General features: G+C 72.2%; 19 protein-coding genes. 10 read left to right on the top strand and 9 right to left on the bottom strand.

The window, feature by feature from the left end:
* Window positions 1–25: 25 nt before the first annotated feature.
* Genes OHA05_RS08845 through OHA05_RS08815 form a run of 7 tightly spaced genes read right to left on the bottom strand, consistent with a single transcriptional unit; the run spans window position 26 to window position 8,232 of the window.
* Window positions 26–823, bottom strand: a complete 798-nt coding sequence (locus tag OHA05_RS08845; RefSeq protein ID WP_313946921.1) for an HpcH/HpaI aldolase/citrate lyase family protein — start codon at window positions 821–823, stop codon at window positions 26–28.
* Window positions 820–2,028 carry a CaiB/BaiF CoA transferase family protein gene (locus tag OHA05_RS08840; RefSeq protein ID WP_328860243.1) on the bottom strand — a complete coding sequence of 403 codons (1,209 nt, stop codon included), beginning with the start codon at window positions 2,026–2,028 and terminating at the stop codon, window positions 820–822. The genes OHA05_RS08845 and OHA05_RS08840 overlap by 4 nt, the downstream gene beginning before the upstream one ends.
* On the bottom strand, window positions 2,025–2,912 hold the full coding sequence (gene rbsK / locus OHA05_RS08835; RefSeq protein ID WP_328860242.1) for a ribokinase: 888 nt from the start codon (window positions 2,910–2,912) through the stop codon (window positions 2,025–2,027). The genes OHA05_RS08840 and rbsK overlap by 4 nt, the downstream gene beginning before the upstream one ends.
* The gene (locus OHA05_RS08830; protein WP_328860241.1) at window positions 2,909–4,429 is read right to left on the bottom strand and encodes an ADP-ribosylglycohydrolase family protein; all 1,521 of its coding nucleotides are present in this window, start codon (window positions 4,427–4,429) and stop codon (window positions 2,909–2,911) included. Before OHA05_RS08830 ends, rbsK begins: the two co-directional genes overlap by 4 nt.
* Window positions 4,426–5,589, bottom strand: a complete 1,164-nt coding sequence (locus OHA05_RS08825; protein WP_328860240.1) for an ADP-ribosylglycohydrolase family protein — start codon at window positions 5,587–5,589, stop codon at window positions 4,426–4,428. Before OHA05_RS08825 ends, OHA05_RS08830 begins: the two co-directional genes overlap by 4 nt.
* The gene (locus tag OHA05_RS08820) at window positions 5,555–7,168 is read right to left on the bottom strand and encodes an ADP-ribosylglycohydrolase family protein (RefSeq protein WP_328860239.1); all 1,614 of its coding nucleotides are present in this window, start codon (window positions 7,166–7,168) and stop codon (window positions 5,555–5,557) included. The genes OHA05_RS08825 and OHA05_RS08820 overlap by 35 nt, the downstream gene beginning before the upstream one ends.
* A complete protein-coding gene (locus OHA05_RS08815; RefSeq protein ID WP_391839356.1) occupies window positions 7,168–8,232 on the bottom strand; it encodes an ADP-ribosylglycohydrolase family protein in 1,065 nt (354 codons plus the stop codon). Before OHA05_RS08815 ends, OHA05_RS08820 begins: the two co-directional genes overlap by 1 nt.
* 224 nt (window positions 8,233–8,456) lie before the next feature.
* Between OHA05_RS08815 and OHA05_RS08810 the strand changes: the two genes are divergently transcribed.
* The 6 genes from OHA05_RS08810 to OHA05_RS08785 all read left to right on the top strand — a co-directional run bounded on the left by OHA05_RS08810 (window position 8,457) and on the right by OHA05_RS08785 (window position 17,888).
* Window positions 8,457–9,185: a VIT1/CCC1 transporter family protein gene (locus OHA05_RS08810; RefSeq protein WP_313946927.1), complete on the top strand. Its 729-nt coding sequence runs from the start codon at window positions 8,457–8,459 to the stop codon at window positions 9,183–9,185.
* A gap of 590 nt (window positions 9,186–9,775) precedes the next feature.
* Window positions 9,776–14,350 (top strand): glutamate synthase large subunit, encoded by a 4,575-nt coding sequence (gltB, locus tag OHA05_RS08805; protein WP_313946928.1) that lies wholly within the window; start codon window positions 9,776–9,778, stop codon window positions 14,348–14,350.
* Window positions 14,343–15,803, top strand: a complete 1,461-nt coding sequence (locus OHA05_RS08800) for a glutamate synthase subunit beta (RefSeq protein WP_313946929.1) — start codon at window positions 14,343–14,345, stop codon at window positions 15,801–15,803. The genes gltB and OHA05_RS08800 overlap by 8 nt, the downstream gene beginning before the upstream one ends.
* Before the next feature lie 238 nt (window positions 15,804–16,041).
* Window positions 16,042–16,782: a vWA domain-containing protein gene (locus tag OHA05_RS08795; protein WP_313946930.1), complete on the top strand. Its 741-nt coding sequence runs from the start codon at window positions 16,042–16,044 to the stop codon at window positions 16,780–16,782.
* Entirely contained in the window at window positions 16,779–17,339 is a 561-nt protein-coding gene (locus OHA05_RS08790) for a HutD/Ves family protein (RefSeq protein ID WP_328860238.1), read from the top strand. The genes OHA05_RS08795 and OHA05_RS08790 overlap by 4 nt, the downstream gene beginning before the upstream one ends.
* Window positions 17,340–17,414: 75 nt before the next feature.
* Window positions 17,415–17,888: a pyridoxamine 5'-phosphate oxidase family protein gene (locus OHA05_RS08785; protein WP_328860237.1), complete on the top strand. Its 474-nt coding sequence runs from the start codon at window positions 17,415–17,417 to the stop codon at window positions 17,886–17,888.
* 3 nt (window positions 17,889–17,891) lie between these two features.
* Here OHA05_RS08785 and OHA05_RS08780 read toward each other — a convergent pair whose 3' ends face one another.
* Window positions 17,892–18,899 (bottom strand): acyl-CoA dehydrogenase family protein, encoded by a 1,008-nt coding sequence (locus OHA05_RS08780; RefSeq protein WP_328860236.1) that lies wholly within the window; start codon window positions 18,897–18,899, stop codon window positions 17,892–17,894.
* Complete coding sequence (locus OHA05_RS08775; protein ID WP_328860235.1) at window positions 18,899–20,038, bottom strand: acyl-CoA dehydrogenase family protein; 1,140 nt, start codon at window positions 20,036–20,038, stop codon at window positions 18,899–18,901. The genes OHA05_RS08780 and OHA05_RS08775 overlap by 1 nt, the downstream gene beginning before the upstream one ends.
* Before the next feature lie 46 nt (window positions 20,039–20,084).
* Between OHA05_RS08775 and OHA05_RS08770 the strand changes: the two genes are divergently transcribed.
* The 4 genes from OHA05_RS08770 to OHA05_RS08755 all read left to right on the top strand — a co-directional run bounded on the left by OHA05_RS08770 (window position 20,085) and on the right by OHA05_RS08755 (window position 23,373).
* Complete coding sequence (locus OHA05_RS08770) at window positions 20,085–20,873, top strand: SDR family oxidoreductase (protein ID WP_328860234.1); 789 nt, start codon at window positions 20,085–20,087, stop codon at window positions 20,871–20,873.
* Window positions 20,874–20,901: 28 nt separating this feature from the next.
* Complete coding sequence (locus OHA05_RS08765) at window positions 20,902–21,513, top strand: TetR/AcrR family transcriptional regulator (RefSeq protein WP_313946936.1); 612 nt, start codon at window positions 20,902–20,904, stop codon at window positions 21,511–21,513.
* A gap of 17 nt (window positions 21,514–21,530) precedes the next feature.
* Complete coding sequence (locus OHA05_RS08760) at window positions 21,531–22,688, top strand: acetyl-CoA C-acetyltransferase (RefSeq protein WP_313946937.1); 1,158 nt, start codon at window positions 21,531–21,533, stop codon at window positions 22,686–22,688.
* Window positions 22,689–22,875: 187 nt separating this feature from the next.
* Window positions 22,876–23,373, top strand: a complete 498-nt coding sequence (locus OHA05_RS08755; protein WP_313946938.1) for an SRPBCC family protein — start codon at window positions 22,876–22,878, stop codon at window positions 23,371–23,373.
* The last annotated feature ends 42 nt before the right edge of the window (window positions 23,374–23,415 follow it).

Here is a 23,415-nt window from a genome sequence, read left to right as displayed (position 1 = left end):
GTCGGGGCGTCAGAGGGGCAGGGCGTCAGAACGTCTCCCGGCGGGCGATGGACAGCGTGCGCTCGGCGGCCGCCACGATCGCGGCGTCCACGAATCGGCCGTCCGGCAGGGCCAGTGCCCCCGCGTCCCCGGCGGCCGCCTTGACGACCTCCTCCGCCGCCTCGATCTCCTCGGGGGTGGGCAGGAAGGCCCGCTCGATGACGGGGAGCTGGCGGGGATGGATGGCCGCCCGGCCGAGGAAGCCGAGCGCACGGCCGTGTGTGCAGGAGGCGTAGAGCGCGTCCAGGTCCCGGATGTCCGGGAAGACGGACTGCGACGGGGGCGGGAGACCGGCAGCGCGGGCGGCGACCACGATGCGCGAGCGGGGCCAGTCGAGCGAGGCGCCGTCCCGTACGCCGAGGTCGGCGCGGAGGTCCGCCTCCCCGAGCGAGATGCCTCGGACGGCCGGATGGGCGGCGGCGATGTCGTAGGCGTGCTCGATCGCGACGGCGGATTCCAGCAGCGGGTGGAGGGGGACACCGGGTGCGCGGTCCGCGATCCGGCGGATGTCAGTGCCGTGTGCGACCTTGGGAACACGCAGAGCACAGAGGCCGGGGAGACCGGTCAGGGTCTCGATGTCCTGGGGGGAGTTGATGCGGACATGGACAGGCAGGGGCTGGGGGAGAGCCAGGAGTTCGGCCGTGGCGGCCAGGGCGTAGTTCTTGCGGTCGGAGGGGACCGCGTCCTCGAGGTCGATGATCACGACATCGGCGCCGGAGCCGAGAGCTTTCAGCACGACGTCGGGGTGGTCGCCGGGGGCGTAGAGATAGGTGAGCGGGGTCATAGGGCGCCCTGGGTGCGGAGTGCGCTGATATCGGCCCCGGTCAGGCCGAGTTCGGTGAGGACCGCGTCCGTGTCGGCGCCGTGCGGGCGGCCGGCCCAGCGGATGGAGCCGGGCGTCTCCGAGAGGCGGAAGAGGACGTTCTGCATCCGGAGCGGACCGAGTTCCGGGTCGGGGACCTCGGTGATGGTGTCCAGCGCCTGGTACTGCGGATCCTCCATGACATCGCGGATGTCGTAGATCGGCGCGATGGCGGCCTCGGCCTTCTCGAAGGCTTCCATGGTCTCGGTCCGGCTGCGCTCGGCGATCCAGCCGCCGACCGCGTCGTCGAGGATGTCGGCGTGCTCGGCGCGGCCGCTTCCGGTGGTGAACCACGGCTCGTCGATCAGATCGGGGCGGCCGACCAGGGTCATGACGCGCTCGGCGATGGACTGGGCCGAGGTGGAGACGGCCACCCAGTGGCCGTCGGCGGTGCGATAGGTGTTGCGGGGCGCGTTGTTGCCGGAGCGGTTGCCGGTCCGCGTCTGGACGTAGCCGACCTGGTCGTACCAGAGCGGCTGGGGGCCGAGGACGGTCAGGATCGGCTCGATGATCGCCATGTCGACGACCTGGCCGCGGCCCGTGGTCTGACGGGCGGTGAGCGCGGTCATCACGGCATAGGAGGTGGCCAGGGCGGCGATGGAATCGGCGAGACCGAACGGAGGGAGCGTGGGCGGGCCGTCGGCCTCACCGGTGATGGAGGCGAAACCGCTCATCGCTTCGGCGAGGGTGCCGAATCCGGGCCGGTGGGAGTAGGGACCGAACTGGCCGAAGCCGGTGACGCGGGTGAGGACGAGACGGGGATTGACCGCGCTGAGTTCCTCCCAGCCGAGCTGCCACTTCTCCAGGGTGCCGGGACGGAAGTTCTCGACGATCACATCCGCGGTGGCGGCGAGGCGCAGCAGGGTCTCGCGGCCGCCGGAGGTGGACAGATCCAGTGTGATGGTGCGCTTGTTGCGGCCGAGCAGTTTCCACCACAGGCCCACGCCGTTTCTGGCGGCGCCGTGGCCGCGGGAGGGGTCGGGCCGGGTGGGGTGCTCGACCTTGATCACCTCCGCGCCGAAGTCACCGAGCATGGTGGCGGCGAGCGGGCCGGCGAAGAGGGTGGCCAGATCGAGAACGCGCAGCCCCTGAAGGGGCATCGGGGAGGGTGCGGGCGATGGTGTCATGAGGCCTCGTCGATCTCGGAGCGGTACGGCATGGAGGTCGAGGCGCCCGCGCGCTGGACGCACAGCGCCGCGGCGGCGGACGCCCAGGTGAGGGCCTGCTCGACGGGCTTTCCCTCGCCGAGGGCGACGGCGAGGGCGCCGACGAAGGTGTCGCCGGCCGCCGTGGTGTCCAGGGCGGTGACCACGGGGGCGGGGACGACGAGCGGGGGCGAGTGGCGGCTTGCGTGGAGGCAGCCGGCCGAGCCGAGCGTGATCACCACCTCGGGGACCTGGCGCAGCAGCGCTTCTGCCACGGCGCGCGGGTCGGCGACGCCGGTGAGGGTGGCCGCCTCGTGCTCGTTCGGCACCAGCAGGTCGGTCGCGGCGAGGAGTTCGGGAGGCAGCGGCTGGGCGGGGGCGGGGGTGAGCACGGTGCGCACCCCGTGCCGGCGTGCGGCCTCGGCGCCCTCCAGCACGGCGCTGAGCGGGAGTTCGAGCTGGAGGAGCAGGGCGTCGGCGGTGGCGATGAGGGCTTCGTCGCCGGGGGCGAGGGCGGTGAGCGTGCCGTTGGCGCCGGGGATGACGACGATGGCGTTGCCGCCTTCGTCGTCGACGACGATATGGGCGGTGCCCGAGGGGCCTTCGGAGGTGCGCAGCAGATCGACGTCGACGCCGGAGGCGACGAGCGTCTGCCGCAAGGCCGCGCCGAAGTCGTCCGAGCCGACCGCACCGATCATCGCGACGTCGCCACCGGCACGGGCGGCCGCGACGGCCTGGTTGGCGCCCTTGCCGCCGGGGATCGTCCGGAACTCCCGCCCGGTGACGGTCTCTCCGCGTTTCGGTGCGTGGGCGACATAGGCGACGAGGTCCATGTTGGTGCTGCCGAGCACCACGATGCCGGTCATGGGCGGAGTGCCTCCTGGTGCGTGAGGTGGGCGAGGGCGTCGAAGCCCGTCCCGTCGAAGCCGGCGACGGAGGTGGAGAGCCGGTTCTTGAGCGGGGCGGTCCACCGGTCGGGCAGTTCACCGGGCCGGCCGGCGAGGAGACCGGCGATCGAACCGGCGGTGGCTCCGTTGGAGTCCGTGTCCCAACCTCCGGAGACAGCACGGCAGATGGAGCCGCCGAAGTCGCCGTCCGCATGGGTCAGCGCGGCGGCGAGCAGGGCGGCGTTGGGCAGCACGTGGACCCAGTGGTACTGGCCGTAGGCGGTGTGGAGCCGGTCCACGACCGAAGCGAAGTCGGGTTCGGCGCGGGCGGTGTCGATACCGAGGCGGACGGCGTGGGCCAGCCGGGAGGCGGGCGGTACGACGGTCAGCCCGGCGGCGAGCGCACGGTGCACATCACCGGCGCCGTCGGCGGCGGTCGCGACGGCCGCCGCGACGAACATCGCGCCGTGGACGCCGCTCGCGGTGTGGGTGAGCGTGGCGTCGCGATGTGCCTGTTCGGCGGCGGCCCCGGGATCGCCGGGGTGTGTCCAGCCGTGCACATCGGCACGGATGGCGGCGCCGATCCACTCCCGGAAGGGGTTGTGGTGGCAGGCGGTGAGTGGGGGTTCGAGTCCGGAGAGGAGGTTGCGGTAGGCGATGCGTTCCGCGGTGAAGGTGCGGCCCGCGGGGAGTTCGTCGAGCCAGAGCCGGCCGACGTCCGCGGTGGTGAAGCGGCGGCCGTACCGCTGGAGCAGGAGCAGATTCAGCAGGGGGTAGTTGAGGTCGTCGTCCTCGGGCATGCCGTCGATGTTCTCGGCCAGTGAGGTGGTGGCGGAACGGCGGTTCCAGGGGTGGGCACGGGCGAGTTCGGCCGGCAGGCCCTTGGCGGTGAACCAGGTGTGGAGAGGCCAGTTGCCGGTGGCTCGGGCGATGGCACGGATCGCGTGGAGGGGGAGCTTCTCGACCGGCTTGCCCAGCAGACAGCCGGCCGCGCGGCCGAGCCAGGCCGCGTGGAGCCGGTCCGGGAGCCGCGGGTCGCGCACAGCGGCGGGGGTGTCGGGCAGCGAGGCGGCAGCGTCGTCCGGTGCGGCAGGCCGGGAGTCGGGCCCTGTCGTACCTGTCGTACCTGTCGTACCTGTCGTACCTGTCGTGCGGGAGGCGCGCGCCTCCCGCGCCTTGGTGGGCAGCGGGTCCCCGGGGCCCGTCGGCCAGTTGGGGCATGCCGCCTTGATGGCCGCGAGGCCGGTCGGCTCCTGTGCGGCCAGCGGGCTGGGGACCGAGGACAGCTCGTCCAGCAGCCGGAGTGCCAGGGTGCGCAGTTCGGGGGAGGCCGGGACGACGGAGGCACCGGCCGCGGGCGGCGCGGGGGAGCCGCCCGCCGCGAGCCAGGCGGCGGTGACCTCTCCCGCGTCACGGCCGTCCTCGGCCGCCTGGCGCAGCTCGTGGCCGAGCAGATCCTCCGGCTGCACCCAGGTCAGTCGGAGGGCGTCGCTCATCGGGCGTCCGTCAGGGCGGCGAACGCCGACTCGTGGGCCCGGCGGCGCCGCGTGTCGCGGGCGAAGACCTCCCGGGTGACCGCGGTCAGCTCCCGGGCGGGCGCATGCAGATCGAGGCGGCTGGCCTCGGCGACCGTCTTGGCCCAGTCGTGGGGTACCGCCGCGGTGCCACCGAGAGCGCCCGCGATCGCGCCGGACATCGTGGCGATCGAGTCGCAGTCGCGGCCGTAGTTCACCGAGCCCAGCACCGTACGGCGGTAGTCGCCATCGCCGACCAGCAGCATGCCGAGGGCGACGGGGAGTTCCTCGATGGAGTGCAGCCGGGAGGGACGGCGAGCGGCGAGGGACGGCGCCCGGTAGTCCGGACCGACCGTGTCGAAGGGAGCGACCGCCGTACGCAGCGGCGCCAGCGCCGACTCGAAGTCCGTGTGCCGCGCGGCGACTTCGGCCACCGCCTCGATGGCCGAGCGGGTGCCGTCCTTCGCCAGTGCCAGGGCCGCGTCGACGACGGACGTGGGGGTCGCCCCGGGAAGACACGCGGCGGCGACCGCCGCCGCGAAGACGCCCGCCGCCTCCCGTCCGTACGAGGACTGGTGCGCCCCCGCGATGTCGAGCGCCTCGGCGTAGGCCGCGGCGGGGTTGGCCGCGTTGACCAGTCCCACCGGTGCCATGTACATCGCCGCACCGCAGTTGACGATGTTGCCGCTGCCCGCCTCGCGGGGGTCGAGGTGCCCGTAGTGGATGCGGGCCACGAGCCACTTCTCGGCGAGGAAGATCCGTTGGAGGGGGAGCGCCTCCGCCTCCAGCTCGGGGATCCAGCGGGGAGTGGAGAGCAGGTCCGGCACCAGGTGGTCGGCCACGGCGTAGGCGTCGAGATGGTCGCGGACCGTGCCGTAGACCCGGATCAGGGCGTGCGTCATGAGGGTGTCGTCGGTGACGTGGCCGTCGCCCTTGTGGTACGGCGCGATCGGACGGGCGGTGCGCCAGTCGTCGCCGTTCCAGGGGCCGACGATGCCGTGGACACGGCCGCCGTGCCGTTCGGTGATCTGCTCGGGCGTGTACCCCTCGACCGGGCCGCCGAGCGCGTCGCCCACGGCCGCGCCGATCAGGCTGCCGGTGATCCGGTCATCGAGTGTGAGCGTCGCGAGTGTCGTCGTCATGTCGGAATTGTCCACCCGGGGCCGTCAGTTCCGTGTCTGCGAGCAGCCCGGCGAGTTCCACCAGATCGGTGCCCGCGAGACGGGGGAGGGCGCAGCCCGCGAGGGTCCGGCAGGCGTCCCGCCAACTGGCCGGCACGGCGTCGCCCCCGCCGAGCGCACCGGTCAGCGCGCCGGCCAGCGCGGGGGCGGAGTCGGCCACCCGCGACAGGCAGGCCGCGGCGGGTACCGCCTCGGCGACCCGGCCGCGGGCCGCCGTCGCGACGGCGAGAGCGACGGGCACGGTCTCGGCCGCGGCGACGCCGTAGCTGTAGACGTGGTCCACGATCTGGTGCTCCAGCAGCGGTACGAGGTCGAAGGCGGCGTCCGCGTCACGGGCGAGCTTGACCGCGTGGCGCGCGTTGCGGCCGATCTCGGTGGCCTCGGGGAGTTCCGCGAGCGCGGCGTCCACACAGTCGTCGACCCCGCCGCCGCCGAGTGCGACGGCGATGGCCGCCGCCATGGCACGGGCGCCGTGCACCCCGTCGCCGTCCTGGGTGTAGCGGGCGTCGAACTCGGCGAGCTCGGCGGCCGCCGCCGGATCGCCCGGGTGGACCACCGCGAGGACGGCGGCGCGTACACACGCGGCGTCGTCGAAGTAGTGCGGGTTGTCGTGACCGGTGGCGGGCGGGCGCAGCCCGGTGGCGAGGTTGCCGAGTCCCGCGCGTACGGAGATCCGGGCACGCAGGGGCAGCACGGCGGACTCCACCTCGGGGGCGCGGTCGGCGGCGGCCGCCACCTCGCCGGCGAGGGAGTTCCAGGCGAGGTCGACGGCCGCGCGCATCCGGCGTCCGGGAGCCAGCCCGGCGAAGAGGTGCCCCGAGCCGATGAGCACGGTCTCGGCGGCGAAGGCGGCCCACTCGGCGTCGTCGGACGGACCGAGACGAAGGGGCTCGGGGGGCTGGTTGAGGGCGATGGGCACGGGGAGCGTGGTGGTCGAGTTCTGCTCGGCGAAGGTGTCGAGCTCGCGGGTGAGCCGCCTGGTCCACTCGGGCATCCGCGCGGCCCGGTGCCGCGCCGCGGGCCAACCGGCCGCGTCACCCGCGGCGAGCCCGAGGAGGAGCCCTTCGACCGGCCGGACGGGGACGCGGCGTGTCCGGTGCGGTGCGGGCGCTCGCTCGCTGTCCCCGCCGGGCGGACCGGGGTCGCGGCCGCCCGGCGTGGGGGTGCCGGTGTCGCCCGTCGTGGTGGCGCCGGTCCACAGACCCTGCGGAGGACGTGTGTCGGCCGGGCGGTCGAGTACGGCGGTGCCGCCGGACGACGCGGGTGCGGCCGGTACCGGCGCGTCCGCGAGGGCGAGCAGATACGGATCGGTGGCCGTGCCGGTGTCCGGCGCGGCCGGATGTTCGAGCACGGCCATACCGAAGGTCGTGGCCGCCGCCTCCGGTGCCGCGGCCTGTGCGGGCCGCGACCCGTGCCCGCCGGCCGGATGGGCCGGCAGCACCGTCCCGCCCACCGGGGGCAGAGCCGGCGGGGTCGCCGGTGCAGCGGCCGGATCGCGGTCGGGGATCGACGCGTCGTTCGTCGGTGGAGTCAGTGTCATCACGCCGCCTGCGGGTCGTCGGGGGTGAGGAGGTCCGCGATCTCCAGTACGTGGTGGCCCTTCATCGACGGGAGACAGCTGCCCCGTACCGGGCCGATGGCCGAGGCCCAGGCGGTGGGGATGGCCGCCGCGCCCGAGACCGCTCCCGCCAGTGCCCCCGCCACCGCCGCGGTCGTGTCGGCGTCGCGGCCCATGTTGACCGCCGTCAGCACCGAGGCGCGGAAGTCCCCGCGGGCCGCCGCGAACGCGCCGAAGGCCAGGCCCACCGCCTCCGGGGCCAGGTCCGTCCACGGGTAGCCGCCGATCACCACCGCCGAGCGCACCGCGCGTTCCGTGGCCAGGGGGTCACCCTGGCTGCGCTGGGCCGTCACCACCGCGCGGCGCAGGGATCGTGCCGTCCAGGAGTCCATCGGGATCACCGAGAGCGCGGCGCCGATCACCCCGGCGGGGCCCGCGCCGGTCATCGCCGCCGCGACCCCCGCGGCCACGGCCTGCCCGCCGTAGATGCCCTCGCCGTCGTGGCTGACCGAGCCGTCGATCGCCACGAGCCGGGCCGCTTCGGCCGGCAGCCCCGCGGCGAAGACCCCGAAGGGTGCCGCCCGCATCGCGAGACCGTCGCTCCAGGCGTGCCGGTGCTGCGCGGAGATCGGGGCGGCGAGCCCGCGCCGCAGGTTCTCCAGGGTGCCGCGCTCGCTGAACCCCGCTCCCCGGAAGGGACCCTCGTCCAGATCGGCGATCCAGTGGTGCCACGCGGTCTCGACATGGGTGACGGTCAGGGCCGAGCCGTGCCGCGCCAGCAGCAGCCCGGAGAAGATCGCGTACTCGGTGTCGTCCGTGCCCGCGGGGTCGTCGTTCACGAAGCCTTCGATACGGCCCCACCGGGCGCGGATCTCCGAGGGCCGCATGTTCTCCGCGGGCGCGCCCAGCGCGTCGCCCACCGCCAGACCGAGCAGTGCGCCGCGGGCCCGCTCCCGCAGCACGGAGGCGGGGACGGCCGGCGCGGCGGGAGCCGTACCGGGCGCGCGCTCGGAGGGATCAGCGGGATCGCATGCAACCAACTCCACGGGGCGGGCCCCTTTCGCGTGCACCGGCGGTTCCTGCATCTGTGCCACACGCGGCCCGGGACGAGTCTGAGAAACGCCTCTGTCACCCGAACCGCCATCCCGCACCCCCAGGTAAGTACGGCCTGCCTTGCTGGCGCGCCCCTTACATGATGCGTATGTTCGACAGTGTCGAAGGGGGAGCGGACCCGCTGTTTCCGCTGCTGAGAAGGTTGAAGGGGAGAGTTGTGTCCATCATCGAAAACGCCGCGACGCTGCACGAGGCGCATCGCGACAACCACACCCACCGTGATGTCAACGGCGGCTGGCTGCGCCCCGCGGTCTTCGGTGCGATGGACGGACTGGTCTCGAACCTCGCGCTGATGACCGGTGTCGCGGGCGGTGCCGTCTCGCAGCAGACCATCGTCATCACCGGGCTCGCCGGGCTGGCGGCGGGAGCGTTCTCGATGGCCGCCGGCGAGTACACCTCCGTCGCCTCCCAGCGCGAGCTCGTCCAGGCCGAGCTGGACGTCGAGCGGCGCGAACTGCGCAAGCACCCGGTGGACGAGATGGAGGAGCTGGCGGCGCTCTATGTCGCCCGTGGCGTCCAGCCCGCACTCGCCCGTGAGGTCGCGATGCAGCTGTCGAAGGACCCGGAGCAGGCGCTGGAGATCCACGCCCGCGAGGAACTCGGCATCGACCCGGACGATCTGCCGTCGCCGACGGTCGCCGCCGTCTCGTCCTTCGGATCGTTCGCGCTGGGTGCCCTGCTGCCGGTGCTGCCCTATCTGCTCGGCGCGACGGCGCTGTGGCCGGCGGTCCTGCTGGCGCTGGTGGGCCTCTTCGCCTGCGGCGCGGTCGTCTCCCGCGTGACGGCACGCGGCTGGTGGTTCAGCGGCCTGCGGCAGCTGGCGCTCGGCGGGGCCGCGGCGGCGCTCACCTACGGCCTGGGCTCGCTGTTCGGTGCCGCGGTCTAGCCCGTCTCCGGCGGGGTGGTGCCCGGCCTCGGCCCGTCTCCGGCGGGGTGGTGCCCGCCCCGCGCCCCGGGCCCGCCCTGCCCTGCGCGAGGGCTGTTCTCGCTCTCCCGCCCCGCCGGGCCCTCCCGGCTCTGCCTCGGCTCTCCCGCCCGCGACCGCCCCGCCGCCCCGAATGACCTGCCGTGACCGATTTGTATCCTGTCGATCCGGGTCGGGACGTGTCAGGGTGGGTATCCCACACCACCGGGAAGACATCTCGCTGTGACGCACATCCCCACCGCGGATTCCGCTTCCGGTGAGACACTATGCAAGGCGCTACATAAGTAGCCGTAACTCGGCGGTTTCGAGTCCTTAACCACCGGGCATGAGCCGAAAGCGCTGCGGGCAACGAAGCCTGCTCTGCGATGGTCCTGCGGATACCGATCTGTCCGACGGCGACCCACCTCGACCGCTACGCGCGGTGTCCGCATGCTGGAATGCGCTATCCACTTTTCGAGAACCATTCCATCATGTAACCTGCACGAAATTTCGCGGAGGGCCAACGTCGTCCCTCGGTACTTGCATATGCCACGACGACGACGGGAGAGCCGATGCGTTCCGACGCCTGGTCGCCCATGGACGGTCGCCCCGCCCCCCAGGGGATGTACGACCCCCGTAACGAACACGACGCGTGCGGCGTCGGGTTCGTGGCCACCCTCACCGGTGTGGCCAGCCATGAGCTGGTGGAGCAGGCGCTGACCGTACTGCGCAACCTCGAGCACCGTGGTGCCACCGGCTCCGAGCCCGACTCGGGTGACGGTGCGGGCATCCTGCTCCAGGTTCCCGATGCCTTCCTGCGTGAGGTCAGCGGATTCGAACTCCCCGAAGCGGGTTCGTACGCCGTCGGTATCGCCTTCCTCCCGGCCGATGATGACGCCCAGGCCGTCTCACGTATCGAGACGATCGCCGCCGAAGAGGGTCTGAAGGTCCTCGGCTGGCGTGACGTCCCGGTCACCCCGGATCTGCTCGGCAACGGCGCCCGCGCCACCATGCCCGCCTTCCGGCAGCTCTTCGTCGCCGACGCGGCCGAGGGCGAGGGTGCCTGCACGGGCATCGCGCTGGACCGCAAGGCCTTCGTCCTGCGCAAGCGCGCCGAGCGCGAGGCCGGCGTCTACTTCCCGTCGCTCTCCGCGCGCACGATCGTCTACAAGGGCATGCTGACCACAGGCCAGCTGGAACCTTTCTTCCCGGACCTGTCCGACCGGCGCCTCGCCACGGCCGTCGCGCTCGTCCACTCGCGGTTCTCCACGAACACCTTCCCGAGCTGGCCGCTCGCCCACCCGTACCGCTTCGTCGCGCACAACGGCGAGATCAACACGGTCAAGGGCAACCGCAACTGGATGCGTGCCCGTGAGTCCCAGCTCGCGAGCGACCTCTTCGGCGCCGAGCAGCTGGACCGGATCTTCCCCGTCTGCACCCCGGACGCCTCCGACTCCGCGTCCTTCGACGAGGTGCTGGAGCTGCTCCACCTCGGCGGGCGGTCGCTGCCGCACTCCGTGCTGATGATGGTCCCCGAGGCGTGGGAGAACCACGACTCCATGGACCCCGCCCGGCGCGCGTTCTACCAGTACCACTCCACGATGATGGAGCCCTGGGACGGACCCGCCTGCGTCACCTTCACCGACGGCACCCAGGTCGGCGCCGTGCTCGACCGCAACGGTCTGCGCCCCGGCCGCTACTGGGTGACGGACGACGGACTCGTCGTCCTCTCCTCCGAGGTCGGCGTCCTCGACATCGATCCTGCGAAGGTCGTCCGCAAGGGCCGCCTCCAGCCCGGCCGGATGTTCCTCGTCGACACCGCCGAGCACCGCATCATCGAGGACGACGAGATCAAGGCCGGTCTCGCCGCCGAGCTGCCGTACCAGGAGTGGCTGGAGGCCGGTGAGATCGAGCTCGAGGACCTCCCCGAGCGCGAGCACATCGTCCACACCCACGCCTCGGTCACCCGCCGCCAGCAGACCTTCGGCTACACCGAGGAAGAGCTGCGCATCATCCTCGCGCCCATGGCCAGGACGGGCGGCGAGCCGCTCGGCTCCATGGGTACGGACTCGCCGATCGCGGCCCTGTCCGAGCGCCCCCGGCTGCTCTTCGACTACTTCACCCAGCTGTTCGCGCAGGTCACCAACCCGCCGCTGGACGCCATCCGCGAGGAGCTCGTCACCTCGCTGCGCTCCTCGCTGGGCCCGGCCGGCAACCTGCTGGAGCCGACCGCCGCGTCCTGTCGCAGCGTCACGCTGCCCTTCCCGGTGATCGACAACGACGAGCTGGCCAAGCTCATCCACATCAATGCCGACGGCGACATGCCCGGCATGAAGGCGGCCACGCTCTCCGGCCTCTACCGCGTCAGCGGCGGCGGCGACGCCCTCGCGGCCCGGATCGAGGACATCTGCGCCGAGACCGACGCCGCCATCGAGGACGGCGCCCGTCTGATCGTCCTGTCCGACCGGCACTCGGACGCCGAGCACGCGCCCATCCCGTCGCTGCTGCTCACCTCCGCCGTGCACCACCACCTCATCCGTACCAAGCAGCGCACCCAGGTGGGACTGCTGGTCGAGGCCGGTGACGTGCGCGAGGTGCACCACATCGCGCTGCTGATCGGCTACGGCGCGGCAGCCGTCAACCCCTACCTGGCGATGGAGTCGGTCGAGGACATCGTCCGGGCCGGCACCTTCATCGAGGGCCTGGAGCCCGAGCAGGCCATCCGCAACCTCATCTACGCCCTCGGCAAGGGCGTGCTCAAGGTGATGTCCAAGATGGGCATCTCGACCGTCGCCTCCTACCGCGGTGCCCAGGTCTTCGAGGCCGTCGGCCTGGACGAGGCGTTCGTCGAGAAGTACTTCAACGGCACCGCCACCAAGATCGGCGGAGCGGGTCTCGACATCGTCGCCAAGGAGGTCGCCGCCCGGCACGCCAAGGCGTACCCGGCCTCCGGCATCTCCGCCTCGCACCGTGCGCTGGACATAGGCGGTGAGTACCAGTGGCGCCGTGAGGGCGAGCCGCACCTCTTCGACCCGGAGACGGTGTTCCGGCTCCAGCACTCCACGCGCAACCGCCGCTACGACATCTTCAAGAAGTACACGGACCGGGTGAACGAGCAGTCCGAGCGGCTCATGACGCTGCGCGGCCTGTTCGGCTTCAAGTCCGACCGGCCGTCGATCTCCATCGACGAGGTCGAGCCGGTCAGCGAGATCGTGAAGCGGTTCTCCACCGGCGCGATGTCCTACGGCTCCATCTCGCGCGAGGCGCACGAGACCCTCGCCATCGCCATGAACCAGCTCGGCGGCAAGTCCAACACCGGTGAGGGCGGCGAGGACGCCGACCGGCTGTACGACCCCACCCGCCGGTCCGCCATCAAGCAGGTCGCCTCCGGCCGCTTCGGTGTCACCAGCGAGTACCTGGTCAACGCCGACGACATCCAGATCAAGATGGCGCAGGGCGCCAAGCCCGGCGAGGGCGGCCAGCTGCCCGGCCACAAGGTCTACCCCTGGGTCGCCAAGACCCGGCACTCGACCCCGGGCGTCGGTCTGATCTCCCCGCCGCCGCACCACGACATCTACTCGATCGAGGACCTGGCCCAGCTGATCCACGACCTGAAGAACGCGAACCCGCAGGCGCGGATTCACGTGAAGCTGGTCTCCGAGGTCGGTGTCGGCACGGTCGCCGCGGGTGTCTCCAAGGCCCACGCGGACGTCGTGCTCATCTCCGGCCACGACGGCGGCACCGGTGCCTCCCCGCTGACCTCGCTCAAGCACGCGGGCGGCCCCTGGGAGCTCGGTCTCGCCGAGACCCAGCAGACGCTGCTGCTCAACGGGCTGCGCGACCGTATCGTCGTGCAGACCGACGGCCAGCTGAAGACCGGCCGTGACGTCGTCATCGCCGCGCTGCTGGGCGCCGAGGAGTTCGGTTTCGCGACCGCGCCGCTCGTCGTCTCCGGCTGCATCATGATGCGGGTCTGCCACCTCGACACCTGCCCGGTCGGTATCGCCACCCAGAACCCGGTGCTGCGGGAGCGCTTCTCCGGCAAGGCCGAGTACGTCGTCAACTACTTCCAGTTCATCGCCGAAGAGGTGCGCGAGATCCTCGCGGAGATGGGCTTCCGCTCCGTCGAGGAGGCCGTCGGCCACGCCGAACTCCTCGACACCGAGCGCGCCGTGAACCACTGGAAGGCACAGGGCCTGGACCTCGCACCCCTGTTCCACGTGCCCGAGCTGCCGGACGGCGCGGTGCGCCACGCGCTGATCACCCAGGACCACGGTCTGGAGAAGGCGCTCGACAACGAGCTGATCAAGCTCGCCGCCGACGCGCTGAACGCCGATTCGGCAGAGGCCGCCCAGCCGGTCCGCGCACAGGTCGCCATCCGCAACATCAACCGGACCGTGGGCACGATGCTCGGCCACGAGGTGACGCGGAAGTTCGGCGGCGCGGGCCTGCCCGACGACACCATCGACATCACCTTCACCGGCTCGGCCGGCCAGTCCTTCGGCGCGTTCGTCCCGCGCGGCGTCACGCTGCGGCTGGAGGGCGACGCCAACGACTACGTGGGCAAGGGCCTCTCCGGCGGCCGCGTCGTCGTCCGCCCGGACCGGGGCGCCGACCACCTGGCCGAGTACTCGACCATCGCGGGCAACACCATCGCCTACGGCGCGACCGGCGGCGAGCTGTTCCTGCGCGGCCGCACCGGCGAGCGGTTCTGCGTCCGCAACTCCGGCGCCACGGTCGTCTCGGAGGGCGTGGGCGACCACGGCTGCGAGTACATGACCGGTGGCCACGCGGTGGTGCTCGGCGAGACCGGGCGCAACTTCGCGGCCGGCATGTCGGGCGGTATCGCGTACGTGATCGACCTCGACCCGGACAACGTCAACTCCGGGAACCTCGAGGCGGTCGAGCCGCTGTCGGACACGGACAAGGAGTGGCTGCACGACGTCGTGCGCCGCCACCAGGAGGAGACGGCCTCCACCGTCGCCGAGAAGCTTCTCGCCGACTGGTCCGCGAACGTGGACCGGTTCAGCAAGATCATCCCGACCACCTACAAGGCAGTGCTCGCCGCCAAGGACGCCGCTGAGCTCGCCGGTCTCTCCGAGCAGGAGACCACCGAGAAGATGATGGAGGCGGCGATCAATGGCTGACCCCAAGGGCTTCCTGACCACCGGGCGCGAGGTCGCCGAGACCCGCCCCGTGGCCGAGCGCGTCAAGGACTGGAACGAGGTCTACGTCCCCGGCTCCCTGCTGCCGATCATCAGCAAGCAGGCCGGCCGCTGCATGGACTGCGGCATCCCGTTCTGCCACAACGGCTGTCCGCTCGGGAACCTCATCCCCGAGTGGAACGACTACGCGTACCGCGAGGACTGGTCGGCCGCCTCCGAGCGGCTGCACGCGACCAACAACTTCCCGGAGTTCACCGGACGGCTGTGCCCGGCGCCCTGCGAGTCCGCCTGCGTGCTCGGTATCAACCAGCCCGCCGTCACCATCAAGAACGTCGAAGTCTCGATCATCGACAAGGCCTGGGACTCCGGCGACGTCACCCCGCAGCCGCCGGAGCGTCTGTCCGGCAAGACCGTCGCGGTCATCGGCTCAGGCCCGGCGGGCCTCGCCGCCGCCCAGCAGCTGACCCGCGCCGGCCACACGGTCGCCGTCTACGAGCGCGCGGACCGCATCGGGGGACTCCTCCGGTACGGCATCCCCGAGTTCAAGATGGAGAAGGTGCACATCAACCGCCGTATCGAGCAGATGCGCGCGGAGGGCACCAAGTTCCGCACCGAGATCGAGATCGGCCGGGACATCGACGCGGCGAAGCTGCGCCGGCGGTACGACGCCGTGGTCATCGCGGCCGGTGCCACCGTCTCCCGCGACCTGCCCGTGCCGGGCCGTGAGCTGAACGGCATCCACTTCGCCATGGAGTACCTGCCGCTCGCCAACAAGGTGCAGGAGGGCGACTTCGTCGCCCCGCCGATCACCGCCGAGGGCAAGCATGTCGTCGTCATCGGCGGCGGCGACACCGGTGCCGACTGCGTGGGCACCGCCCACCGCCAGGGCGCGGCCTCGGTCACCCAGCTGGAGATCATGCCCCGCCCGGGCGAGGAGCGCAGCGCCGGCCAGCCCTGGCCGACGTTCCCGATGCTCTACAAGGTCACCTCCGCGCACGAGGAGGGCGGCGAGCGGGTCTACTCCGTCTCCACCACCCACTTCGAGGGCGACGAGGACGGCAACGTCCAGTTCCTCCACCTCGCCGAGGTGGAGTTCAAGGACGGCAAGCTGGAGCAGAAGCCCGGCACCGAGCGGAAGATCCCGGCGCAGCTGGTCACCCTGGCCATGGGCTTCACCGGCACCGACCAGGAGAACGGTCTGGTCCAGCAGTTCGGGCTCGAACTGGACGAGCGCGGCAACGTCGCGCGCGACGCCGACTTCGCCACCAACGTCAACGGCGTGTACGTCGCCGGTGACGCGGGCCGCGGCCAGTCCCTGATCGTCTGGGCGATCGCCGAAGGCCGCTCGGCGGCCCGCGGTGTGGACCGCTTCCTCGGCGGGGCGAGCGACCTGCACGCCCCGATCAAGCCGACGGACCGCTCGCTGATGGTCTGACCCACCGGCCGAAAGACGTCCCGTACAACGGCGTACGGAAACGAACACGGCGCCTGCTCTGTCCCCGACCGGACATGGAGCAGGCGCCGTGCTGCGTGCCCGGCCGTCAACGACACAGCCAATGACGGGGGTTGGGGCCGCACAGGGCCGAGATCGCGAGCGATCAGGTCCCCGGGGCCGCCGGGGATCCGGGCGATATCCTCGGCGGACGACCCTCATCCGACGAACGGAGCCGTCCATGGCCACCGCCAGCATCCCCGGACCGGCCATCAGTCTCCGCAAGGTCGAGGAGAAGGCGCCCGCGCTCGTCAGCCTCTACAAGTCCGCCGGGGTCTCGCTGCGCAAGCACGGCCTGGACGGGCAGCGCGCCGCCGTCTATCTGGTGCTCGACTACTCCGGCTCCATGAAGGACTACTACAAGGACGGCAGCGTGCAGGCGCTGGCCGACCGGGTGCTGGGCCTGTCGGCGAACCTCGACGACGACGGCCGTGTCCCGGTCGTCTTCTTCTCCACCGACATCGACGCCGTCACCGACATAGCGCTGGAGAACCACCACGGCCGGGTCGACGCGATCGTCGCGGGCCTCGGGCACATGGGCAAGACCAGCTACCACCTGGCCATGGACGCCGTCATCGACCACTACATCGACAGCGGCTCGACGGCCCCCGCGCTCGTCGTCTTCCAGACCGACGGCGGTCCGATCAGCAAGCACGCGGCCGAGCGCTATCTGTGCAAGGCGGCGAAGCTGCCGCTGTTCTGGCAGTTCATCGGCTTCGGCAACAAGCGCAGCTCGCAGTTCGACTTCCTGCACAAGCTCGACGAACTCGCCGTTCCCGCCAAGCGGGCCGTGGACAACGCCGGCTTCTTCCACGCCGGCCTCGACCCGCGCACGGTCCCGGACTCCGAGCTGTACGACCGGCTGGTCGGCGAGTTCCCGCTGTGGCTGGCCGCCGCCCGCGCCCAGGGCATCGTGCGGTGACGCCCCGGGTGCTGCGGGCCGACGGCCGCCGGGCCGTGCCGTGGAAGAACGGCGGTGGAACCACCCGTGAGGTCGCGATCGCGCCCGACGGCGCCGGGACGGACGACTTCGACTGGCGGATCTCGCTCGCCGATGTCGGCGTGGACGGCCCGTTCTCCGCGTTCCCCGGTGTGGAGCGCATCCTGACCGTGGCCGACGGTGCGGGGATGGAACTCACGGTGGGCGGGGAACGCACGGTCGCCGACCAGCGCTACCGGCCCTACGCCTTCCCCGGCGACGTGCCGACCGACGGCCGGCTGCTGGGCGGCCCGGTCGTCAACTTCAATGTGATGTACCGGCGGGACCGCATCGCATGCCGGACCTCGGTCGTACGGGGAGAGGCCGCACCGGAGGTGCCGCCGGGCTCCACGGTGGTGGTGGTCGCGCTGGACGGCACCACGGCCGTAGGCGACGCGGGCCCGACGCTCGAACGGTACGACGCCGTACTGCTCGACGGACCGCCAGGACCGCTGCGCACGGAGGGACACGCGGCGGTCGTCGTCCTGCGGAGCCTGTGAGGCGTTCCGTCGCCCACGGAGGTATCGCCGGGAATCCCGACAGCAGATGTCCGGTTTCTGCGGTTCGATGGACGCATGACCTCATCCACGTGGGCCGGCTTCCATGCGGCCGAGCCCGAGTTCGCCGCCACCGTGCGGAGCCGTTTCGAGCGCTACAAGCACCATGTCCTCGCCACCCTGCGCAAGGACGGGGCGCCGCGCGTGACCGGGCTGGAAGTGACCTTCCGCAGCGGGGAGTTGTGGCTCGGCATGATGCCGGACTCCCGCAAGGCGCAGGACCTGAAGCGCGATCCGCGCTTCGCGGTGCACGCCAACCCGGGTCCCGACGACTCCATGGACGGTGGCGACGTACGGATCTCCGGACGGGCGCTGGAGGTGACCGACCCCGCGCAGATCGCCGCGTTCGTGGCCGAGGTCGGGCCGCCGGAGCCGTTCCATCTCTTCCGCGCCGAGCTCGGCGAGGTGGTCCGGACCTCCGTCGAGGGACAGGAGCTGGTCGTGCAGTCCTGGAACCCGGGCGGCTCGCTGCGGACCGTCCGGCGCCGCTGAACGTCACGTACGGCCGGCCAGCACCTCCGCCCGGCAGCGGGCGGGGGCGCCCCACGCGTCCCGCAGCGGCCGGGCCTTGCGCAGCCACAGCGCGAGGTCCAGCTCGTCCGTGTACCCGACGGCGCCGTGCAGTTGCAGCGCCGTGCCGGCCGCCGCGTACGCTGCCCCGCCCGCGGTGACCTTCGCGGCGCAGATGTCCGCAGGAGCCAGGGTGAGCGCGGCTCCGTGCAGCAGCGGCCTCGCGAACTCCAGCCCGATCAGCGTGTCCGCGAGCCGGTGCTTGACCGCCTGGAACGAGCCGACGGCGACGCCGAACTGGGTGCGCTGCTTGACGTGGGCCACGGTCTGGTCGAGGAGGGCGAGCCCCACGCCGAGTGCCTGCGCGGCGGTGAGCAGCCTCGCCAGCGCGGCCGCGCGATCGGCGGCGGCGGCCACATGCGGACCGCTCGCGAGAATCTCACCGCCGGCCAGCGGGGCGGCGAGACGCCGGACCGGGTCGGCGGAGACCCGCAGGGGCCCGTGCCCGGGCGCACACCGCAGCCGGGCCGCGCCGCCGTCCGCCGCCTCGGGTTCGACCACCAGCAGCACGTCCGCCGCGTCGGCGTCCAGGGCGTACGTGCCGTGGCCTGCCACGGTCAGCGTCGCCGTCTCGTCCCCCGCCACCAGCCCCGGCAGCAGGCGCTTCGCCGGTGCCGCGTCGCCCAGTTCGGCCAGCTGCGTCAGCAGGACCGCCGCGCCGGCCGTCTCCACGAGCGGTCCCGGCACGGCCGCGCGGCCCAGCTCCGTGAAGGCGAGAGCCAGCTCGACCGGGAGCGGGCCCACGCCGTCGTACAACTCCGGTGCCGCGAGCGCGAAGAGGCCCGCCTCCGCGAGCCGGGACCACACCGCCCGGCCCGGCGCACGATCGCCCGCGGCCCAGGCGCGGGCCGCCAACGGGACGTCCGCCGCGGTCAGCATCGCGTCCAGCGAGCGGACGAAACCGAGCTGTTCGGAGGTCGGCGTCAGATCCATCAGCGGCGGCCCTTCGGAAGGCCGAGCAGCCGCTCGGCGATGATGTCGCGCTGGATCTCGTTGGTCCCCGCGTAGATCGGTCCCGCCAACGAGAAGAGGTGGCCCTCCGCCCAGGCCGTGTCGGACAGTTCACCGTCCTCGCCCAGCAGGTCGAGCGCCGTCTCGTGCAGGGCGATGTCGTACTGCGACCAGAAGACCTTGTTGAGACTGGACTCCGTGCCGATGCTGCCGCCCTGCGCGAAGCGCGAAGCGCCCGCCCACGTGAACAACTCGTAGGCCCGCGCGCCGATCACCGCGTCCGCGACCCGGTCCCGTACGCCCCGGTCCTCGCCCCCCTCCCGCCACTGCCGTACGAGACGGTCGGCCGCGGCCAGGAAGCGGCCGGGGGAGCGCAGCGTCAGGCCCCGTTCGTTGCCCGTCGAGGACATCGCGATCCGCCACCCCCGGCCCGGCTCGCCGATCACGTCCTCGTCCGGCACGAAGACGTCGTCGAGGAAGAGTTCGGCGAAGGCGGGCTTCCCGTCGAGCCGGCCGACCGGCCGGACGGTCACTCCGGGCGCCGACAGGTCGAACATCAGATACGTCAGCCCCTGGTGGGGCCGGTCCGCCCGGGGATCACTGCGGAAGATGCCGAACGCGCGGTCCGCGAACGCCGCCCGGGACGACCAGGTCTTCTGGCCGTTCAGCAGCCAGCCCCCCTCCGTCGGGACGGCCCGCGAACGCAGCGACGCGAGATCGGAACCGGCCTCGGGTTCGGACCATGCCTGGGCCCAGACGACCTCGCCGCTCGCCATCGGGGGCAGCACCCGGGCCCGCTGCTCCTCGGTGCCGTGGTCGAAGAGGGTGGGCGCGAGGAGGTTGATGCCGTTCTGCGAGACCCGCCCGGGTGCGCCGGCGGCGTAGTACTCCTGCTCGAAGAGCAGCCAGGCGAACAGGCCGGCGCCCCGGCCGCCGTACTCCCTCGGCCACGAGACGACCGACCAGCGGTCCGCGTGGAGCCGCGCCTCCCAGGCGCGGTGGGCCGCGAACCCCTCGCGTGTCTCCAGGGACGGCAGCGGGCGCTCCGGCACATGCGCGGCGAGCCAGTCGCGGGCCTCGGCCCGCAGGGCCTCGTCCTCGGGGGAGTGCTGCAGATCCATTCGCGCATCCTTCCCTAACAAGTGTTTGGTAGGTTAACGTGCCGGTGTGACGGACAACAGGGCGCAGTACGTACCGGGCCACGGCCTGCTGAAAGGCCGTACCGCCGTGCTCACCGCCGCGGCCGGCGCCGGGATCGGCGGAGCGACCGCCCGCAGGTTCCTGGAGGAGGGCGCGCGAATCCTGATCAGCGACGCCCACGCGCGCCGCCTGAAGGAGACGGAGGCCGCGCTCGCCGCGGAGTTCGGCGCCTCCGCCGTCTCCTCCCTGCCGTGTGACGTCACCGACGAGGCCCAGGTGCAGGCGCTGTTCGACCGCGCGGCCGAGGGGCACGGCGGACTCGACATCGTCGTCAACAACGCCGGCCTCGGCGGTACGGCCGAACTCGTCGACATGACCGACGAGCAGTGGGACAGCGTCCTCGGTGTCACCCTCACCGGCACGTTCCGCTGTACCCGCGCCGCCCTGCGTGCCTTCCGGGCGGGCGGGAACGGCGGAGCGATCGTCAACAACGCGTCCGTGGTGGGCTGGCGGGCCCAGGCCGGCCAGGCGCACTACGCCGCCGCCAAGGCCGGGGTCATGGCGCTCACCCGCTGCGCCGCCGTCGAGGCTGCCGCCCACGGCGTACGCGTCAACGCGGTCGCCCCCAGCCTCGCCATGCACCCCCATCTGGTGAAGGTCACCTCCGCGGAGGTGCTGGCCGACCTGACCGCCAAGGAGGCGTTCGGCCGGCCCGCCGAGCCGTGGGAGATCGCCAACGCCATCGTCTTCCTGGCCAGCGGCTACGCCTCGTATCTCACCGGCGAGGTCGTCTCCGTCAGCAGCCGCCATCCGTAGCCCGCCGAGAGCCCCCGACAATGACCCTGTGCCGAACAAGAAGAAGAACCAGGTGACCCCCTCGCCCGAGCGCCGGCGTGAACTCCTCGCCCTCGCCGCCGAGGTGTTCGCCGCGCAGGGGTACAACGCCACCACCGTCCGCAGGATCGCGGACGAGGCCGGGATGCTCGCCGGCAGCCTCTACTACCACTTCGATTCCAAGGAATCGATGGTCGACGAGATCCTCTCCACGTTCCTGGACGAGCTGTGGCAGGGCTACGACAGCGTCCTCGCGGCCGGCCTCGGCCCGAGGGAGACCATCGAGGCCCTCGTCACCGAGTCGTTCCGGGAGATCGACCGGCACCGGGCCGCCGTCGCGATCTACCAGAAGGAGTCCCGGCACCTGGCCGCGCAGCCCCGCTTCCACTACCTCACCGACTCGCAGCAGAAGTTCGAGAAGGCCTGGCTCGGGACGCTGGAACGCGGCGTCGCCGACGGGGTCTTCCGCGCCGACCTGGACGTCCGGCTGACCTACCGGTTCGTGCGCGACACCGTGTGGGTCGCGGCGTCCTGGTACCGGCCCGGCGGACAGCACGGTCCCGAGGAGATCGCCCGCCAGTATCTGTCGATGGTGCTGGACGGAATCGCCGTACGTCAGTAACCGACCGAGGAGTTGTCATGGGCGAGGCCTACATCGTCGAAGCGGTACGGACCCCGGTGGGCCGGCGCAGGGGAGGCCTCGCGGGTGTCCACCCCGCCGACCTGGGCGCGCATGTGCTCACCGCCCTGATGGCCCGGTCCGGCGTCGATCCGTCGGCCGTCGAGGACGTCGTCTTCGGCTGTCTGGACACCGTGGGTCCGCAGGCCGGCGACATCGCCCGGACCGCGTGGCTCGCGGCGGGGCTGCCCGAGGAGGTGCCGGGCGTGACCGTCGACCGGCAGTGCGGCTCGTCCCAGCAGGCCGTGCACTTCGCGGCCCAGGCGGTGCTATCCGGCACCCAGGACCTGGTGGTGGCGGGCGGCACCCAGAACATGTCGATGATCCCCATCGCGTTCGCCTCCCGTCAGGCGGCCGGTCCGCTCGGACTGACCGAGGGTCCCTTCGCGGGCAGCGAGGGCTGGCGGGCGCGGTACGGCGATCAGCCGGTCAACCAGTTCCACGGCGCCGAGCTGATCGCCGCGAAGTGGGGCATCACCCGCCGCGACCAGGAGGAGTACGCCCTTCGCTCCCACCGGCGCGCGGTCCGGGCGATCGACGAGGGGCGTTTCGCGCGCGAGACCGTGGCGTACGGCGACGTGAGGGTGGACGAGGGCCCCCGCCGTGACACCACGGTGGAGAAGATGGCCGGCCTGGAACCCGTGATGCCGGACGGCACCATCACCGCGGCATGCTCCTCGCAGGTCTCGGACGGCGCCGCGGCGATGCTGGTGGCGAGCGAGCGGGCCGTCCGCGAGCACGGTCTGACGCCGCGGGCCCGCATCCACCATCTGTCGGTGCGCGGCGAGGACCCCATCCGCATGCTCTCCGCCCCGATCCCGGCGACGGCCCACGCGCTCAAGAAGACCGGCATGTCGATCGACGAGATGGACCTGGTCGAGATCAACGAGGCCTTCGCCCCCGTCGTCCTCGCGTGGCTGAAGGAGACGGGAGCGGACCCGGGCCGGGTGAACGTCAACGGCGGCGCGATCGCGCTCGGCCATCCGCTCGGCGCGACGGGGGTGCGGCTGATGACGACGCTGCTCCACGAACTGGAACGTACGGGCGGCCGCTACGGCCTCCAGACGATGTGCGAGGGCGGCGGCCAGGCGAACGTGACCATCGTCGAACGGCTCTAGTGCCGCTCCCGGCAAGCCTTGCCCTGTCGCGGCACCAGGTCCTGGCCGGGGCCCCGTCCGAGCTCCCGCCGTCGCCGGGGCGCGCTGTGCCCGGACGGCCGATGAGTTCCGCCTCGCCGCGCCGTCTCCATGGTGTGAGCTTCCCCTTCCGCGCCTGCGGGAGGCCCGGGACGAGACGACGAGGAGCGTGGACACCGTGCCCGAGGAGAACGTGAGCGCCACCCTGACCGTCGCCGTGCCCCCCGCCAGGGTGTACGCGGTGCTGGCGGACCCGACGACCCACGCTTCGATCGACGGCACCGGCTGGGTCCAGGCAGCCGTCGACCCGGTGTCACTGACCGACGTGGGGCAGATCTTCCGGATGGACATGTACCACCCCGGACATCCGGACGGTGACTACCAGGTGTTCAACGAGGTCCAGGTGGCCGACCCGCCGCGCGCCATCGGCTGGCGGACGGGGTACGACCCGAAGGGCGACGGCCATCTGGAGTTCGGCGGCTGGTTCTGGCGGTACGACCTGACGCCGCTGGGCCCGTCCGGGACCGAGGTGACGCTCACCTACGACTGGTCCGCCGTGCCGCAGTCCGTCCGGGAGTACCTCCGGTTCCCGCCCTTCGGCCCCGATCACCTCGGCAACTCGCTCCGGCATCTGGCCGAGATCACCGGGCCGACGCCCCTCCCATGATTCCGCCGCGTGATCAAGAAACGGCCGTGCCTGCGAGCCATT

Source organism: Streptomyces sp. NBC_00306 (genome assembly GCF_036169555.1).
GTDB lineage: Bacteria > Actinomycetota > Actinomycetes > Streptomycetales > Streptomycetaceae > Streptomyces > Streptomyces achmelvichensis.
Note: the sequence above shows the minus strand (reverse complement) of the source record. Positions and strands in the feature narration are given on the sequence as shown.